The 17,723-nt window shown below is 55.9% G+C and carries 16 protein-coding genes and 1 other annotated feature; of the genes, 12 read left to right on the top strand and 4 right to left on the bottom strand.

The genetic code is table 11. The features are described from left to right. Positions 1–31 precede the first annotated feature (31 nt). The 3 genes from DB48_RS15100 to tsaB form a co-directional block, all read right to left on the bottom strand. The gene (locus tag DB48_RS15100; RefSeq protein ID WP_041511053.1) at positions 32–733 is read right to left on the bottom strand and encodes a M50 family metallopeptidase; all 702 of its coding nucleotides are present in this window, start codon (positions 731–733) and stop codon (positions 32–34) included. Between the two features lie 121 nt (positions 734–854). Continuing rightward, positions 855–1,196, bottom strand: coding sequence for a hypothetical protein (locus DB48_RS15095; protein WP_041511052.1), 342 nt, complete (start codon positions 1,194–1,196; stop codon positions 855–857). Positions 1,197–1,261: 65 nt separating this feature from the next. Further along, positions 1,262–1,975: a tRNA (adenosine(37)-N6)-threonylcarbamoyltransferase complex dimerization subunit type 1 TsaB gene (gene tsaB / locus DB48_RS15090; RefSeq protein WP_041511051.1), complete on the bottom strand. Its 714-nt coding sequence runs from the start codon at positions 1,973–1,975 to the stop codon at positions 1,262–1,264. Positions 1,976–2,474: 499 nt separating this feature from the next. Between tsaB and DB48_RS15085 the strand changes: the two genes are divergently transcribed. Next, positions 2,475–3,398: a DMT family transporter gene (locus DB48_RS15085; protein WP_235375416.1), complete on the top strand. Its 924-nt coding sequence runs from the start codon at positions 2,475–2,477 to the stop codon at positions 3,396–3,398. A gap of 12 nt (positions 3,399–3,410) precedes the next feature. Continuing rightward, positions 3,411–4,712: an NAD(P)/FAD-dependent oxidoreductase gene (locus DB48_RS15080; RefSeq protein WP_041511050.1), complete on the top strand. Its 1,302-nt coding sequence runs from the start codon at positions 3,411–3,413 to the stop codon at positions 4,710–4,712. A 306-nt stretch (positions 4,713–5,018) separates the two neighbouring features. Here DB48_RS15080 and DB48_RS15075 read toward each other — a convergent pair whose 3' ends face one another. Next, positions 5,019–7,061: an ATP-dependent DNA helicase gene (locus DB48_RS15075; protein WP_052813807.1), complete on the bottom strand. Its 2,043-nt coding sequence runs from the start codon at positions 7,059–7,061 to the stop codon at positions 5,019–5,021. A 293-nt stretch (positions 7,062–7,354) separates the two neighbouring features. Continuing rightward, positions 7,355–7,475: a sequence feature (His leader region), on the top strand. Between the two features lie 68 nt (positions 7,476–7,543). Between DB48_RS15075 and hisG the strand changes: the two genes are divergently transcribed. From hisG to DB48_RS15025, 10 genes are all read left to right on the top strand, one after another. Further along, positions 7,544–8,443, top strand: coding sequence for an ATP phosphoribosyltransferase (hisG, locus tag DB48_RS15070; RefSeq protein WP_041511048.1), 900 nt, complete (start codon positions 7,544–7,546; stop codon positions 8,441–8,443). Positions 8,444–8,492: 49 nt separating this feature from the next. Beyond that, positions 8,493–9,794 carry a histidinol dehydrogenase gene (gene hisD, locus DB48_RS15065; RefSeq protein WP_041511114.1) on the top strand — a complete coding sequence of 434 codons (1,302 nt, stop codon included), beginning with the start codon at positions 8,493–8,495 and terminating at the stop codon, positions 9,792–9,794. 1 nt (position 9,795) lies between these two features. After that, positions 9,796–10,881, top strand: coding sequence for a histidinol-phosphate transaminase (hisC, locus tag DB48_RS15060; RefSeq protein ID WP_041511047.1), 1,086 nt, complete (start codon positions 9,796–9,798; stop codon positions 10,879–10,881). Positions 10,882–10,943: 62 nt separating this feature from the next. After that, a complete protein-coding gene (hisB, locus tag DB48_RS15055; RefSeq protein WP_041511113.1) occupies positions 10,944–12,011 on the top strand; it encodes a bifunctional histidinol-phosphatase/imidazoleglycerol-phosphate dehydratase HisB in 1,068 nt (355 codons plus the stop codon). Continuing rightward, the gene (gene hisH, locus DB48_RS15050; protein WP_052813806.1) at positions 12,008–12,685 is read left to right on the top strand and encodes an imidazole glycerol phosphate synthase subunit HisH; all 678 of its coding nucleotides are present in this window, start codon (positions 12,008–12,010) and stop codon (positions 12,683–12,685) included. The genes hisB and hisH overlap by 4 nt, the downstream gene beginning before the upstream one ends. Then, positions 12,682–13,419 carry a 1-(5-phosphoribosyl)-5-[(5-phosphoribosylamino)methylideneamino]imidazole-4-carboxamide isomerase gene (gene hisA / locus DB48_RS15045; RefSeq protein WP_041511046.1) on the top strand — a complete coding sequence of 246 codons (738 nt, stop codon included), beginning with the start codon at positions 12,682–12,684 and terminating at the stop codon, positions 13,417–13,419. The genes hisH and hisA overlap by 4 nt, the downstream gene beginning before the upstream one ends. Further along, positions 13,401–14,174 (top strand): imidazole glycerol phosphate synthase subunit HisF, encoded by a 774-nt coding sequence (hisF, locus tag DB48_RS15040; RefSeq protein ID WP_041511045.1) that lies wholly within the window; start codon positions 13,401–13,403, stop codon positions 14,172–14,174. The genes hisA and hisF overlap by 19 nt, the downstream gene beginning before the upstream one ends. Positions 14,175–14,202: 28 nt before the next feature. Continuing rightward, positions 14,203–14,823, top strand: coding sequence for a bifunctional phosphoribosyl-AMP cyclohydrolase/phosphoribosyl-ATP diphosphatase HisIE (hisIE, locus tag DB48_RS15035; protein ID WP_041511044.1), 621 nt, complete (start codon positions 14,203–14,205; stop codon positions 14,821–14,823). Between the two features lie 701 nt (positions 14,824–15,524). Next, entirely contained in the window at positions 15,525–16,670 is a 1,146-nt protein-coding gene (locus DB48_RS15030; protein WP_082035651.1) for a GGDEF domain-containing protein, read from the top strand. Positions 16,671–16,976: 306 nt separating this feature from the next. Next, the gene (locus DB48_RS15025) at positions 16,977–17,717 is read left to right on the top strand and encodes a response regulator transcription factor (protein ID WP_041511043.1); all 741 of its coding nucleotides are present in this window, start codon (positions 16,977–16,979) and stop codon (positions 17,715–17,717) included. Positions 17,718–17,723: the final 6 nt, after the last annotated feature.

The following is a 17,723-nucleotide window of genomic DNA, read 5'->3' as shown; positions in this document are numbered from 1 at the left end:
ATTGATAAAATAAAACCTGATATACAGTCGGTTACACTTTTTGCGGGCCGACTTGATTGGCACTATCGACCCTGCGCCAGCAGAGCCAGAGCATGGTCAGGCTGGTCAGCAACCAGACGCCTACCCAGATCCAGGCCGGGATCCAGGTCTGCTCGGCCAACATGGCGGCATCACCCCGTCCCGGCATGCCCAGCAACACGGTCGGGCTGGCGAGCGCGTTTAACATCACCATCAGCGCCATCACCCGTAGGGCGAAGGTGAGCAGCGGGCTGTGACTGAGTTTTAACGGCAGCAAAAACAGCAGGGCCAGCATCAACAAGATGGCGACCGTCAAGAGATCCCGTCCCCAGAGCACGATACTTGCCAACACCACCAATCCTAAGCAACTAAAACTGACGCGGATCCCCTTGGCCCAGGTAGCCAGATGAAAGATCAGCAATCCCCAGAGCGCCGCGCCAAAATAACCGGCAAAGCCGATCAGCACGGGCCAGCCCCCTTGGCTGACACACAGGCCAGCGCCGTTGGGATAAAGTTCGATATGACTGACTATGCCGCCGCTAAACAGGGTCGCCAGGGCGTGAGATACCTCGTGAAAATAACTCTCTAGCCACTTGAAGGGCACGCTCAGATAGGGAATGCGTATCAGCACCAGCGCCAGCAATAGCTCTACCATGAAGAGGCTGCGAGTCGGCATACCGGCGCGAGAAGAGAGGGAATCGATAGAAAAAGCCATACTGGAGAACCCGTCCTATAGGTTGTTGATGCCTTGATAGCCGGCGCTTTAGACACGCTGGCGCTACGCCGAAACATCTTCCTTTATTAAAGACTAAACCTGAACCTAGCTAAACATGAACCTAAACATAGGTGTCTATGCCCACCATCTGGGAGATGGCATCGCGCTGAGCGGCATGTTGATGCAGCAGATATTGACCTATGGCGCCGCGGCTGTTGCCGGTCTGTTGATCGTACTCGAGCTTGGCGTTGAGTCTGTCTTCGAGCGAACTCGTATTCTGCTCGGCGAGCTGTGTGGAGCTCTTAGCGGCGGCATCAAGCTCAGCTCGCCCGGCTGCGGCAGGCCCAACGGGCGTCACATCGATGACGTTGGCTCGCACCCCTTGCTGGGGCGCGATGGCATCGCTAATCGCCGATGCGCCCGAAGAGAGCCCAGGCATCAGACTAGATGACGAAACTTGCATCAAAGTGATTCCCCCTTCTCTCCTGACAGTCTGGTTACGCGATTATGCTTCAAGCCTACACTAAATTACTCGCGACCGGGCAGTTTTTTCCAGGTCACGGTATCGCGCAGATAGACGGGCTGTAGCTGATCGACCTCGGTCGCCAGACCGGCCTTCACCGCCGCCTCGGCCAGCGGCAGCATAAAGCGCGCGAGTGGGAACTTAGCCTCTTCAACCAGGCTCATCTGCTCGGTCAATAACGCCGGATAGGCATCGAAGCCTGTGCCACAGGCGGCAAGCGGCGTGTCAAAAGCCAGCTGGCTCAACAACTCCTCTGGCGCGCAGACCCGCTCTTCCCCCACCAGACTGGCCAGGCCATCGACGGCGCGATACTCACCCCAGTAGATCTCACCCATGCGGGCATCGATGGCGGTGGCGACCTGCGCGGCTCCCTTGAGCGTTATGGCGGCCTGCGCCATGGCGGCAAGGGTTGAGATCCCCACCACGGGCAGATCTTGCCCTAAGGCCAGCCCTTGTGTCATCGAGGTACAGATACGAATGCCGGTAAAACTGCCGGGACCACGGCCATAGGCGATCACGTCTACCTGACTGAGCGAGATCCCCGCCTCTTGCAACACCTCTTGTACCATGGGCAGCAGACGCTGACTGTGTTCCCGCGGCGCATCGGCCTCACGGGCAAACACCTGTCCCTGATATTGCAGGGCCACCGAACAGAACTCGGTGCAGGTATCGAGCGCAAGTAAACTTAAAGGGGCAGAGAAATCTTTATTTTCCGGCATGTAAAACGAACCAAATCTGTTGCGATAACATGGCGCTGCGCTGCATATTCAACGGCGCTCGCCCCTCATCGCCAAAACCATAAGATGAATGGCGCCGATTATAACGTAAAACCCGCCCAGGTATAGCCCTAATTCCGCCAGATAAAAACCGGGAACCTTAGCAAAACAGACCGTGTTAAGCTCAATGCCACCTCACAAAATAACGATTGATAGACGCCCTGGCTTTCTTCCTCTTTGATGTAAATATCGATTTTCAGCCGAGGATAAACCCGATAACATAAGACGCTAAATTAAGTCGATAAATTAGAGCAATAGCAAGATGCGCGTTAAGTATGGCCGCACTAAGCTAGCCGCACTAGGCTAGCCGCATGAGACTAGTCAAATGAGTCTGGCCACATTAGCCTGGCTGCTGTCGACGGAGGCGCTTTAGGCATAAAAGCCAAAGGTAGCGTTCGCCGACAGAATATCGATAAGCCTTCTCTTACTCGAGGGTATAGCTGTGCAGAGTCAAACCATAGCCCTGACTGCGAGTCAGTCACATTCACAGGCCATCATCATGGCCCTGGGCTCGGCCGTCTTGATGGGCACCATAGGCGCCCTGGCCCGCACCGCCAACCTCGATGCCAGCATCATCACCTTCTATCGCCTGCTGATAGGCGCCGCCTGCCTCATCACCTACATGCTGCTCACGGGCAAAACGCAGCAGATATTACATCGCCCCAGTAAGCGACATCTGGTTAACGGCGCCATGCTGGCCGGTTTCATGGTGTTCTATGTACAAGCTATCGGTTACATCAACATGGCCAACGCCGTCATGGTGATCTACCTCGCGCCCCTGGTGAGCGCGGTAGGCGCCCACTTTTTGTTTCAAGAGCGGCTCATGCGCCAGGATCTGCTCGCCATCGGCATCGCCCTTGTCGGGGTGGTCGCCATCTTACCCAGCCTAGAGAGCCTCTCGGGCAGTACGGCCGATCTCAAGGGCTATGGTTTTGCCCTGCTGGCCCTGGCAAGTTACAGCGGCTTCATGTTGATCAATCGCCGGCCCGCCAGTGCCAGCCCCTATCAGAGCACACTGATCCAGCTGAGTTTCGGCGCCCTCTGCCTGCTCCCCTTTGCCATGCATCAAGCCGTGATGCCGAGCTTAACCCAATGGTTCTGGCTGGCGCTCATCGGCGTATTTCCTGGATTTCTGGCCATCTTATTAGCGGTTAAGGCGCTCAGGGTGTTGCCTGCGGCGACCTTCGGCACCTTGGCCTATATCGAACCTGTGACCGTGGTGATCATCGGCTGGAGCCTGTTTGCCGAGCACCTCACCCCGAGTCAGTTAATGGGCTGTAGCCTGATCATATGTGCCGGACTGATACAGACGCGCAAGCGGCGCCGGACTGATACAGACACGCAAGCTACGCCGAGCCCCCAATAGAAGGAGTTGTCAATGAGTGCAAAGATCCCAAGAATCGTAATTGTGGGCGGCGGTGCCGGCGGACTCGGCCTGGCTACCCAACTGGGACACAAGTTAGGCAAGAAACAGCAAGCCGAGATCCTGCTGATAGACAAGAACCGCACTCATATCTGGAAGCCCTTGCTGCACGAGGTGGCCACAGGCTCCCTCGATGCCGATCTCGACGGCGTGGTCTACTCGGCCCACGCGGTGAAACACGGCTATCAGTTTCAGCTGGGCGAACTTACCGGGCTGGATCTTAAGGGCAAACGATTACAGCTTGGCGCCATCAGTAACGATAAGGGCGAGGCCCTGCTGCCGGCCAGAGAGCTCGAATATGACACCTTAGTGCTGGCCGTTGGCAGCGTCAGTAACGACTTTGGCACGCCAGGGGTGAAGGAACACTGCTTCTTCCTCGACTCTCACCACCAGGCGAACCGTTTTCATAACGCCCTGCTCGACAGCTTCACCCGCATGCATCAATCCGACGAGCAGCAAAAGCTCAACATCGCCATCGTCGGCGGCGGTGCGACCGGCGTGGAGCTCTCGGCCGAGCTGTATCATGTGACCGATCTGCTCAAGAGCTATGGTCTAAGCAAGATGACCGCCGACAGACTGGCGATCACCCTCATCGAGGCGGGCCCAAGAATTCTACCCGCCCTGCCCGAGCGCATCGCCGCCTCTGCCACCCGCGAGCTGACCAAGCTCGGCGTATCTGTACGGCAAAATACCCGCATCGAAGAGGCCAGTTCCAAGGGCTTTGTCACATCGGAAAATGAGCTGATCGCCGCCAATCTGGTGTTGTGGGCCGCCGGTGTCAAGGCGCCAGACTTTATCAAGCAAATTGAGGGACTTAATTTAAATCGTGTCAACCAGATTTTGGTACGTCCCACCTTGCAGGCCCAGGGCCATAACGATCTCTATGTGATTGGCGATTGCTGCGCCTGCGAGCAGCCAGACGGTAGTTTCGTGCCGCCAAGGGCGCAGTCGGCGCACCAGATGGCTCAGTGTGTCGAGCGCAACATTCTCAATGACCTCAAGGGACTCAGCCTGACCGAATATGAATATGTGGACCACGGCTCACTGGTGAATCTGTCGCGCTTTAGCACCGTTGGCAGCCTGATGGGCAACCTCACCAAAGACAGCATGTTTGTCGAGGGTAAGATCGCCCGTTTCATGTATATCTCCCTCTATCGCATGCACCAGAAGGCGATTCATGGCATCGCCAAGACCTTAGCCCTCTGGTTGGTAGAGAAGATGATGGGGGTGGTGCGCCCAAGGATGAAGCTGCACTAGCATCTAAAGCCAGGGACGGCTAGGTTCGCTTTGGCTGTCCCTAGGGCCTGTTTATCTTTCGCGTTCATTTTTGCAGCATTCTGTATCGATTTTATACAAGGCAGAGCGAATGTAATGTAGTGTGCTACATCAATGAGCGATAACGCAGTAGAAAAATGATACAGACGCTGCCCGCAGGGTTCGTCTTGAGCACGTTCAACGCTTTGTTGCTCGGCTTTTATATAGAATAACTATATCTCCAGCCTCATGCCACGATTTGAACGTGCTCAATTAGAACAAAATTTGTTCTCAAAAGGTCAACAGGCCCTAGTCAATCTGTTGCAGGAAGCTCACCGCCCTGTCGAGATCCCGCGTGCGGTGCATAGGCGGCAAAGAGTTGATAAACGCCTGGCCATAGGGGCGATTGACGATACGGTTGTCGCACAGGATCAATACCCCCCTGTCTTTCTCGTCACGAATAAGCCGCCCCACGCCCTGGTTGAGGGAGATCACCGCCTGAGGCAAGGAGAGCTCCATGAAGGGATCTTTTCCCTCACGCTGCACCCCGTCGGCCCTGGCCTTGTAGAGGTTATCGTCCGGCGAGACGAAGGGGAGCTTGTCGATAATCACGCAGCTCAGCAGCTTACCGCGCACATCGACCCCCTCCCAGAAGGCGCCCGTGCCCAGCAATACGGCATTGCCCAGCTGTCGATATTTCTTAAGCAAAGTCTGCTTGCCCGCCTGGCCCTGGACCAAGAGTGGATAGTCGACCCGGCCCTGCAACATTACCGCCACCAGGTTGAGCATGCGATGGCTGGTAAACAGCATGAAGGTGCGCCCCTTGGCGGCGTTAATGGCCTTTATGGCTATTTCCACCAACTGCTTGGCGGCACGCTCCTGGCTGGCCACCGCCGCCAGATGGCGCGGCACACAGAACAGCGACTGGCGGGCATAGTCGAAGGGACTGTCCAGTATGGCTGTGTGAGTGGTGGTGTTCGTGGTGGTGTGAGTGCTGTTAGTGCTGCGGTTGGTGCTGCTTTTGGTATTTGCACTGGCCTTATCCAACCCCAGCGCCTTGGTAAACAGCGACAGATCTCGGTTGATCTGCAGGGTAGCCGAGGTAAAGATCCAGCTGACATCAGGACTGAACAACGACTGACACTCTTTGGCCACCTTGATGGGGGCGATCCGCAGCGTCAGGTACTGATAACCATATTCTATGCTGTAGGCACTGTCTGGGTTATCACATTGAATAAAAACGGTTAATTTGCTGAGCAGCACATCAAACTTTTCCACCCCATCGTCAAAGGCCTCGTTGCGACCAAGGTAACCCAGCAACATGGTGCGATAGGCGGTCAGCTCGGAGACCAGCGACCAGGCCGCCTCCATCAGGGCCTTATCGCCAAGGAGGCGGCGCCAGTCACGCTCCTCGCTGGCAAACAACAGCCCCTGCCAGTGTAGCAGCTGGGTATGGCAGCGAGCGGTCATGGCGCCAATTTGCGGCGAGTCGGCCATCTGGGTGCGATAGAGTTCGTTAAAACGCTCAAGCAGGCGAACGAGACTCTTGAAGCTAAGCTGCTGACCGAAATAGGTCACGGCGATATCGGGCAGCAAGTGCGCCTCATCGAAGATCACCACGTCGCTATCGGGCAGCAGCTCGGCAAAGCCCGTCTCTTTCAGGATGCGATCGGCGAAGAACAGATGATGGTTCACCACGATGATCTTGGCGTCCAGCGCCTTGGCGCGGGCCTTACGAGTGAAACAGGCCTCATAATGCTCACAGCCCTTGCCGATACAGGACTCTTTACTGCTCACCACCAGGGGAATGGCGGGCGACGTCTCCGGGACGGAGTAGAGGCTGCCGATATCACCATCCACCGTCTGGCTGGCCCACTGATCGATACGCAGCAGATCGTCTAAGATCTTGCCGTCGGTCACCTCGACGCCGCTGAGTTGTTTCGCCATCAGGTGCTGACACAGATAGTTACTGCGCCCCTTGAGCAAGGCAACCTTGGGCCTTATGCCGAGAATATTGAGTAGTGCAGGTAAGTCTTTGAAAAACAGCTGCTCTTGCAGGTTTTTACTGCCGGTACTGACGATGATCTGCTTGCCGCTTAGCAGCGCCGGCACCAGATAGGCATAGGTCTTGCCCACGCCCGTGCCCGCCTCGACCACTAGGTTATCGCCCTTTTGCAGCGTCTCGCTGACTCGAGTCGCCATCGTCTGCTGCTGAACGCGACAGCTATAGCCCTTGATATGACGGCTTAAGCTGCCATCGGGGGCAAATACCTGTTGTACATCCTGAGTCAGTCGTTTGTTCAATGAATGGCTGATGGTTAATCGTTGATGTTTAAAATGACATGCTGGCATTATGCGGATTTTCTTAGCCAGCACAAGGGACTTGAACCATCGGCTAGCCGCTGCCCTAACGAATCAAACTCTACCGCTTACGGCCTAGACTAAGATCAAGACTCAGATAGAAACTCAGATTGAAGCTGAGAGTGCTCAACAAAGCATCAAGTTGAAGAATTTTCACCCCGCTTAAATTAGCGCTTGCATACTCATGCAAACTTGATTAGTTTAAATACAACACAGGGCGAACTGACGCCCCAAATTACGCACTGCGAGAGAAGACAGAACATGACACAGCGTTTGAATACTATCCATCATCACCATCATATGCGGTAGCCTTCGGATGCTTACTGCCGGAGGACTATTTCCTTCTGGCGGTTGATTCAAAAGCGATCTAAAACCCCTGGAAGGAATTCCGGGGGTTTTTAGTTTCTAGCTTAAGATTTTGTTTTAAAACGATTTAAACAAGTTTACTGAATCAACAAATGAGGAATCATCCTATGTCAGAGTCAAATCGATTACGTATCGCCATTCAGAAGTCCGGCCGCCTGTCTAAAGAATCACAGAAGCTACTCAAGAGCTGTGGCGTTAAGTTTAACGTCAACGAACAGCGCCTCATCGCCCACTCTGACAACATGCCCATCGACCTCCTGCGAGTACGCGACGACGATATTCCCGGCCTGGTGATGGATGGCGTGGTTGATCTTGGCATCATAGGCGAGAACGTCCTCGAAGAGGAGCAGATAGAGCGCCAAACTATGGGTAAGCCAAGCGATTGCATCAAGCTGCGCCAGCTCGACTTTGGTGCCTGTCGCCTATCGCTGGCGGTACCGACCGAGTTTGCCTACCAGGATGCCGCCTCACTAGAAGGCCTGCGCATTGCCACCTCCTACCCTAACCTGCTGCGCCGCTTCATGCAGGAAAAGGGCATCAACTACCGCGACTGTATGCTTAAGGGCTCGGTAGAGGTTGCTCCCCGTGCAGGACTGGCCGATGGCATCTGCGATCTGGTCTCTACCGGCGCGACCCTGGAAGCCAACGGCCTGTATGAGACAGAGGTGATCTACCGCTCCATGGCGTGCATCATCCAATCCACCCAGGAGCAGAGTGAGACCAAGCAGGCGCTGATCAACAAGATCCTCTCTCGCATCAACGGCGTGGTGCGCGCCAAGGAGAGCAAGTATATCCTGCTACACGCCCCCACCGAGACGCTGGACCAGATCGTCGCCCTGCTCCCAGGCGCCGAGAACCCTACCGTACTGCCGCTGAACGATGACACCAATCGTGTGGCCATCCACGCCGTCAGCAGTGAAGATCTCTTCTGGGATACCATGGAGGCCCTGACTCAGCTCGGCGCCAGCTCCATCCTGGTGATGCCAATCGAAAAGATGATGGGATAGCACCATGACAACAAACTCCATGACAACAAGCACCATCACAGCCACACAGATGCAGCGCCTCGACTGGCAGGCGCTAGATGACCAGGCCAGATGCCAGGCCCTGTCACGCTCGCCGCTGATTGGCGATGCCAATCTTGAGCAGCAGGTCAAGGATATTATCGACACAGTCGCCAGCCAGGGGGATGCCGCGCTAAGGGCCTTCTCTCGTCAGTTCGACAGGGTGGAGCTCGACGCCCTGTGCCTGAGTGACGAGGCCATCGAGGCTGCCAGCGCGCGAGTCGATGGCCAGATCAAGGCCGCCATCGAGCAGGCCAAAGCCAACATAGAGACCTTTCACCAGGCGCAGGCCTTTAAGGGGATCGATCTTGAGACCCAAGCCGGGGTGCGCTGCGAACTGCGCAGCGAGCCTATCGAAAAGGTCGGCCTCTATATTCCAGGCGGCAGCGCGCCGCTGATCTCCACCGTACTCATGCTGGCGCTGCCGGCTAAGATCGCTGGCTGTGAGCAGCGAGTATTGGTCAGTCCCCCGCCCATTAATGATGCCATCGTCTACGCGGCCAAGGCTTGTGGCATCACGGATATCTATCAGGTCGGTGGCGCTCAGGCGATCGCGGCTTTAGCGCTGGGGACAGAATCTGTGCCAGCGGTAGATAAGATCTTCGGCCCGGGCAATCGCTATGTCACCGAGGCCAAGCGCCTGGTGGCTCAGGATAGCCGCTGCGTGGTCAGCATAGACATGCCCGCCGGCCCTTCTGAGGTGTTGGTGATCGCAGATGGCGACGCCAACCCTGACTTCATCGCCGCCGATCTGCTGTCGCAGGCGGAGCACGGCCCAGATTCTCAGGTGATGCTGGTGACAGATAGCCAGACACTGGCCGACGCCGTTAATTTAAGTCTTAGCGAGCAACTGGCCAGGCTGCCCAGGGCCGAAATCGCCATTCAGGCCCTCAGCGCCAGTCGCACCCTGATGGTCGCCGATATGGATCAGGCCGCCGAGGTCTCTAATCGTTATGGCCCAGAGCACCTGATCATACAGACCCGCGCCCCCCGTGAAGTGCTGAGCAAAATCCGCGCCGCCGGCTCGGTATTTCTCGGCGCCTATACCCCAGAGTCGGTAGGCGATTACGCCAGCGGCACCAACCACGTGCTGCCCACCTATGGCTATAGCCGCGCCGTCTCCAGTTTGTCGCTGGCAGACTTTAGTCGCCGCTTTACCGTGCAGGAACTCAGCGCAGAAGGGCTACAGGGACTGGGCGATTGTGTCATGACCCTGGCCAGCGCCGAGCTGCTGGACGCCCACAGAAATGCCGTCGCCGTACGACTTGCCACGCTAACGGGCGAGGAGAAATAAGATGAGTGTAGAAGCTAAGATAAGTGTTAACGCGACATCACTCGCCGAGCGTCTCGCCCGGCCGGAACTCTTATCCCTCGAGCCCTATCAGTCGGCGCGCCGCATCGGCGGTGAGGGACAAATTTGGATAAATGCCAACGAGTCCCCCTTTAATAACAGCGAATTAGAAGGGTTAAACCGCTACCCCGAGTGTCAGCCGCCCGAGCTTATCCAGCGCTATGCCGACTATGCCGGGCTGTCGAGCCGACAGGTACTCACCAGTCGCGGCGCCGATGAGGCCATCGAGCTGCTCATCCGAACCTTCTGCATCCCGGGCCGTGACAGCATCGCCTGCTTCGGCCCCACCTATGGCATGTATGCCATCAGTGCGCAGACCTTTAATGTCGATGTTAACGCCCTGCGCCTGGATGCTGCCTATCAACTGCCCCAGGATCTGCCGAGCCTGGTCGGCGATGCCAAGCTGGTGTTTATCTGCAACCCCAACAACCCGACCGGCACTGTGATTGAGCCCGATGCCATCGAGGCGGTGATCCGAAGTCTGCCAGATACCCTGGTGGTGGTCGATGAGGCCTATATCGAGTTTTCACCCGAGTTGAGCGTCGTCAAGCTTGTGGAGCGATACGACAACCTGGTGGTGCTGCGCACTCTGTCGAAAGCCTTCGCCCTGGCCGGTGCCCGCTGCGGCTTCATGCTGGCCAATGAAGCCATCATAGAGATGGTGATGCGGGTGATCGCCCCCTATCCAGTGCCGCTGCCGGTGGCTAAGCTGGCAATAGAAGCCTTAAGTGCCGAGGGAATTGAGCGGATGCAGACCCAGGTCGACACCCTTAAAGCCAACGGTGAAAGGCTGGCAGCGGCATTAACGGCTGCAGGCGCCAGGGTGCTTCCCGCCTTTGGCAACTTCGTGCTGGCCTATTTCGACCAGGCAAATGAGGCAAAAGTCGGTGAGATGCAGGCGCGTCTCAAACAGGCGGGTGTGGTCGCCCGGGCCTATAAAGACCCGGCGCTTGCCGATGCCATACGTTTCAGCTTTACCAGTGATGAGCAGACAGATGCCCTACTCGCGCAGCTCAGCCAAAGAGCCTAACCAGGCATACTACTCAATTAAAACAAAATTCAAGATAGAAGCAGATTTAAGGTAGAAGCATGATGAAACAGAAAATCCTCTTTATCGACCGTGATGGCACACTAATAGAAGAACCCGTCACCGACAAGCAGGTCGACAGTCTGGCTAAGCTGGTGTTTGAGCCTCAGGTGATCCCGGCGCTGCTCAAGCTGCAGGGCGCTGGCTATCGCTTGGTGATGGTCAGTAACCAAGATGGCCTGGGCACCCCCTCCTTCCCCAAGGATGACTTCGATGCGCCGCAAGATATGATGATGCAGATCTTCAACAGCCAGGGCGTCAAGTTTGATGAGGTGCTTATCTGCCCTCACTTTGACGATGAAAACTGTAGCTGCCGCAAGCCTAAGCTCGGCCTGGTTAAGGCCTATCTCACCGAAGGGCGGGTGGACTTTACCCAATCCGCGGTGATTGGCGACAGAGAAACCGATCTAGGCCTGGCCGACGCCATGGGCATTAAGGGGATACAGTACAATCGCGATAGCATGAACTGGGACGCCATCGCCGAGCAGCTCCTTGGCGGCAATCGCGTGGCGACCGTGGTGCGCACCACCAAGGAAACCGATATCAAGGTCACGGTCGATCTCGACAGTGAGCTAAAGAGCAGTATCGATACCGGCATAGGTTTCTTCGACCACATGCTGGACCAAATCGCCACCCACGGCAATTTCAGGCTGGACGTCAGTGTCGATGGCGACCTGGAGATCGACGATCACCACAGCGTGGAAGACACGGCGCTGGCCATAGGCGATGCACTCAGACAAGCCCTAGGGGATAAACGCGGCATCGCACGTTTCGGCTTTAGTATCCCCATGGATGAAGCCAGTGCCAGCTGCCTGCTGGACCTGTCCGGTCGCCCCTTCATCAAGTTTGAGGGCCAGTTCGAGCGTGAGATGGTGGGTGAGATGGCCACCGAGATGGTGCCGCACTTCTTCCGCTCTCTGGCCGATGGCCTGCGCTGTACACTGCACCTGTCCACCCAGGGGGACAACGATCACCACAAGGTCGAGAGCCTGTTTAAGGTACTGGGCCGCACCCTACGCCAGGCGGTAAAGGTCGAGGGTGACGCCTTGCCATCGAGCAAGGGGGTGCTATGACAAGCCTAGAAACTAAGGTGCCCACTGACTCCACTATCATCATAGATACCGGCTGCGCCAACTTAAGCTCGGTGCGCTACGCATTCGAGCGTATCGGCGCTGACGTGGAGGTGAGCGACGATATCGCCAAGATCAAGGCCGCCACCCGTGTGGTACTGCCGGGCGTAGGTACCGCCAAGGCCGCCATGCAGGCGCTTAAGGATAAAGCCCTTATCGACGCCATATGTTGCCTGACCCAGCCAGTGCTCGGCGTGTGCTTGGGCATGCAGATGCTGACCAGAGCCTCACAGGAGCGCGGTGGCTTAAGTTACGGGAATAGTAGCAAGAACTGTGAGTGTCTGGGGCTGATTGACACCAATATCGAGCAGCTCGATTCAAAGGGCCTGCCCCTGCCTCACATGGGCTGGAATCAGATAAGCCCGAGCCAGCACCCGCTGTTTGCCGGCGTTGCCGAGGGGAGCTACGTTTACTTCGTTCACAGCTACCGCGCGCCACTTGGGGACTTCACCATCGCCAAGAGTGAATATGGCGAGGGCTTTAGCGCCGCCATCGCCAAAGACAACTTTATGGGCGTGCAGTTTCATCCCGAAAAGAGCGCCGCCGTTGGCGCCACTATCTTGAAAAACTTTATGAAGATGACCAGCGACAGCTTTACCAAGGAGGACGCCCTATGATCATCCCAGCAATCGATCTCATCGAGGGACAGGTGGTGCGTCTCTATCAGGGCGATTACGCCCAGCAGACCACCTTCGATCTCAGCCCACTGGCGCAGCTGCAGCGCTATCAGGCTCAGGGCGCGACCTGGCTGCATATCGTCGATCTGACCGGCGCCAAAGACCCTGACAGAAGGCAGACCCGGCTCATCGGCGAACTGGTCGACAATCTCGATGCCAACATTCAGGTCGGCGGCGGCATTCGCAGCGAAGCTCAGGTCAAAGAGCTGTTAGCGCTCGGCGTCAAGCGGGTGGTAATAGGCTCTCTCGCGGTCAAGCAGCCCGAGTTGGTACAGGGCTGGCTCAAGACCTATGGCAGCGATGCCATCTGCCTGGCGCTGGATGTCAACATCAACGAGGCGGGCGAGAAGATAGTCGCCGTCTCCGGCTGGCAGAGCGGCGGTGGCAAGACACTGGAATCCCTGGTCGCCACCTTCGCCCCCTATGGCCTCAAACACGCACTGGTAACAGACATCAGCCGTGACGGCACACTGCAAGGCAGTAATACGGCGCTTTATCAAGAAATTGCCGAGCGCTACCCAGAGATCCAGTGGCAGGCCTCGGGCGGTATCGCCACCCTAGATGATGTGAGCGCCGTGCGTGACAGCGGCGCCAGCGGCATCATCATAGGCAAGGCGCTGCTTATCAATAACTTTAACGTAGAGGAGGCGATCGCATGCTGGCCAAACGCATAGTGCCCTGCCTGGATGTCAGAGACGGTAAGGTCGTCAAGGGCGTGCAGTTTCGTAACCATGAGATCGTCGGCGACATAGTGCCCCTTGCCGCGCGATACGCCCTTGAGGGTGCCGACGAACTGGTGTTTTATGACATCACCGCCAGTGCCCACGACAGAGTGGTCGATAAGAGCTGGGTCAGCCGAGTCGCCGAGCAGATAGACATCCCCTTCTGCGTCGCCGGCGGCATCAAGAGTATCGAGCAGGCGCGCGAGAAGCTGGCCTTCGGTGCCGATAAGATCTCCATCAACTCGCCGGCGCTGAGCGATCCTAGCCTGATCGATCGCCTGCAGGATGAATTTGGCCGCCAGTGCATAGTGATCGGCATAGATTCCTACTATGACGCCGATAGCGACAGCTACAAGGTAAAGCAGTTTACCGGCGACGAGGCGGCAACCAAAGATACCCAGTGGTATACCCAGGACTGGGTGGAAGAGGTACAGAAGCGCGGCTGCGGAGAGATAGTGCTTAATGTGATGAACCAGGATGGCGTCCGCCAGGGATATGACATCAAGCAGCTTGCCATGGTGCGCGCCATCTGCGACGTGCCGCTTATCGCCTCGGGCGGTGCCGGCACCATGGCGCACTTTCTTGAGGTGTTTGCACAGGCCGGCGTCGATGCCGCCCTGGCCGCCAGCGTGTTTCACAAAGGCATTATCGACATTCAGGCATTGAAGCGTTACCTGCGCGACAACGGCATCCAGATGCGGCTGTAACCGCCCTTAATCTGCCCAAGGAATAAAGATGAAGAACGTAGAAGATTTCAATAATTTGGACTGGGAAAAACAGCAAGGCCTGCTACCTGCCGTGGTACAAAACCACCTCACGGGTAAGGTACTGATGCTGGGGTATATGGACAAGGCCGCACTGGCTCAGACACTCACCAGCGGCAAGGTCACCTTCTTTAGTCGCAGCAAGCAGCGCCTGTGGACCAAGGGTGAGACATCGGGCAATACGCTGGATCTCATCGCCATCGACAGTGACTGTGACAACGACAGCCTGTTGGTGCAGGTGATCCCTAATGGCCCCACCTGCCATCTGGAGCGGGAGAGTTGCTGGCCCGACGGCGAGGCGCACCCCTTCATCGACAATCTTGCAAACCTGATAGCCTCACGCAAAGGGCAAGACGCCAAGAGTAGCTACACGGCTCACCTGTTTGAGCGAGGCACCAAACGCATCGCCCAGAAGGTTGGCGAAGAGGGACTGGAGACCGCCCTGGCGGCCGCCACCCATGACAAGGAGGAGCTGGTGAACGAAGCCTCAGATCTTATCTATCACCTGTTGGTGCTACTAGAAGATCAGCAGCTCAGCCTATCTGATATCACGGCTAACCTGCTAAAGCGCCACAGCGCAGCAGAAAAATAGACTAGGCCGGTTCGGGCTTGCTGGATTGACTAACGGTATCAGCCGCTAAGCCAATACAGTCAATACCAAAGCATTATTGGGCCTGACACCAAACAGCCAGCTGGGCACAGGACACAAGCTATGAGGTCTGGGATCTGGGCACAAGCCCAGAGCAAAGCCCTGAACACAAGCCCAGAGCTCAAGCCCTGAGCATAAGTCCTGAGCATAAGCCCTGAACACTAGCCCTGAACACTAGCCCTGAAAACAGCCACAGCCTCTATACCCAAACATGGGCGCGGTGCTTGCCGCGCCCTTACTAAGCAAAATGCCCCTAAATTCCATTGATAGCTAAGCACCAAGTAACTGCCCTGTGCCCTGCTCCCTTTCACCAATTCTTGTTCTTCCTCTGCGTAAACCTATTTCCTCTGCCTATACCTATACCTATACCTATGCCTATGCCTATGCCTATGCAGATCGAGCATGGTATCGACTATTAGCAAGACGCACACCTCTGCACGCCTACCAGCATTTATCGCCCCTTGCACTCGTCAATATGTGTGTTTCTTAAGACCAGTGTTGCAAAATCGGACTAAGCAACATAATATACATCCGTATACATATGAATACAGGATGTAACAAAATAGCGTTACATACACCTTTTTGTTACAGCCTTGCCAGATTAAGTGCCCCAAAGCGTGTGTTTAAACTAGAGGTATCCCTTTATGGTCAGGCGTTCTCGACACTATCCACTAGGACGTGGCACATGCTTAGCGTGCTGCCTAACCCTATCGTTATCTTTTCCGCTACAGGCCTATTCGGCAACGGGCCTGGCGCAGCTGCTGGCCGCCCCCTTCAACCAGGCATCGGCCATGTTACCTGGGCTTGAGACAAATGCCGCCCAGGGCCTTTCACCCTTGGTAAGTTATGCGCCTTCGATCGCGGGACGAAAAGACGACGGCTCGATCGCATCGAATACAGCATTGAGTCATAACAGAGGCACAGGCTTAACCTCCTCCTCATGGCTAGCCAGTCTTCACGAACTGACACCGGCACTGCAGCTTAACTATCTGTTCGCCTGTCTATTCGCCATCGTCGCGCTAGCCTATCTCATGCACCGGCTATATAAGCAGGCCATTACATATTCGACCACACGCCTGGAACAAAAGATCGATGAGCGCACCCAGGCATTGGCGCTTGAAAACAAACGACTGCACGAGATGAGCCAGAAAGATCCGCTAACCGGCATAAAGAATCGGCATTTCATCGAAGAGGTCATCGACCAGGACGTCAACCGGGTGAAGCGCGCCTACGACGCCGCCAGAGAAATGGGTCAGGCACCGGTCAAGGCCGACATGCTTGCCTTTATCGTCGATATAGATCATTTCAAACCCATCAACGACACCTATGGCCATCTGGTTGGCGACCATGTGCTGACTCAGGTGGCGCAGCGACTGAACACCCTATTTCGCAATTATGATTATGTGGTGCGCTGGGGCGGAGAAGAGTTTCTGGTGGTGGCACGCTTTGTCGATCGTCAGCAGATAGACAAACTGGCGGAGAAAATTCGTCTGGCCATAGAAACCATGGAGTTTGGTCTCGAGCATCAGGGTGCCATTCGGCTCACCGCTTCCATTGGTGCTGCCCCCTACCCCTTTTCGGTGACGCAAGCTGACAAGATAAGCTGGGAGCAGGTGATCCACCTCGCCGACATGGCACTCTATGCAGCCAAGAAGAGCTCTCGCAATACCTGGTTTAGCTACCGCGCCCAGGAGACTCAGGCCATACCGGACGAGGTACACCTGCATCCCGACAGCATAGAAAAGTTCACCAAGATCTCGACCAGATCTTACTACCGAAAAACCGCCTAACAGGGCCAGCCATTCAGGCAGGGACGCCGCCCACACCAGCTTGCTTTACCCTTGCTTTACCCTTGCTTTACCCTTGCTTTACCCTTGCTTTACCCTTGCTTTACCCTTGCTTTACCCTCGTTTTCCCCTCGCTTACCCTCATCACTCCCCGTCTCAATTGACATCTTCACCCGCGTAGACAGTTTTTGAGCCTCAGTTACAGGCAAATAGATCTTTTATATACATAAACATACATTAGAATACAAAAGTGATATATAATAAACGGCAATAACTCCTTTACAGTATTGCAACACTCAGAGGACTATCGTGAAGCAAAATAACTGGATACTGATCGTCGATGACGATGCAGACCTGGCGCTCTTGGTTGCCGATTTTCTCGAAATGAACGGCTACCAGACCAAGATAGAACATAACGGCGCCAAAGCGGTCGAGTGCATCATCAATGAACAGCCAATGCTGGTGATCTTGGATGTGATGCTACCGGACATGGATGGTCTGTCCATCTGCCGAGCGGTGCGCCATGGACATCCTGGGCTGAGCGGCTGTTACAACGGCCCTATTCTGATGCTGACCGCCCTCAACAATGACATAGATGAGGTGGCCGGCCTGGAGACAGGCGCCGATGACTACCTCGCCAAACCCGTCCGCTCTCGGGTGCTATTAGCCCGCGTCAGGGCACTACTCAGACGTAAGCCCGAGCCCGTTGTCGAAGAAAAGTTCACCAAACTACCGAGCAAAAACGATGATGTCATCGCGTTTGATGGACTCGACATAGACAAGAAGTATCAAAGAGTGCAACAGCATGGCGAAGATGTTGAGCTGACCACCGCCGAATTTGAACTCCTCTGGTTACTGGCCAGCCGAGCGGGCGAGATCTGCGACCGGGATTTCATTTCCGATTATTTTGGCGACCTGGGTTATGAGAGCTCACATCGCACCATAGATCTGCGCATCTCCCGCATTCGCCGTAAACTCGGTGATGACCCCAGCCACGCCAGCCGCATCAAGACTATCCACGGCAAGGGCTATCTGTTTGTCGGGGATTAATATCGG

Source organism: Shewanella sp. cp20 (assembly GCF_000832025.1).
Taxonomy (GTDB): domain Bacteria; phylum Pseudomonadota; class Gammaproteobacteria; order Enterobacterales; family Shewanellaceae; genus Shewanella.
The sequence above is the reverse complement of the archived record's forward strand: the minus strand, read 5'-3'. Positions and strand labels throughout refer to the sequence as shown.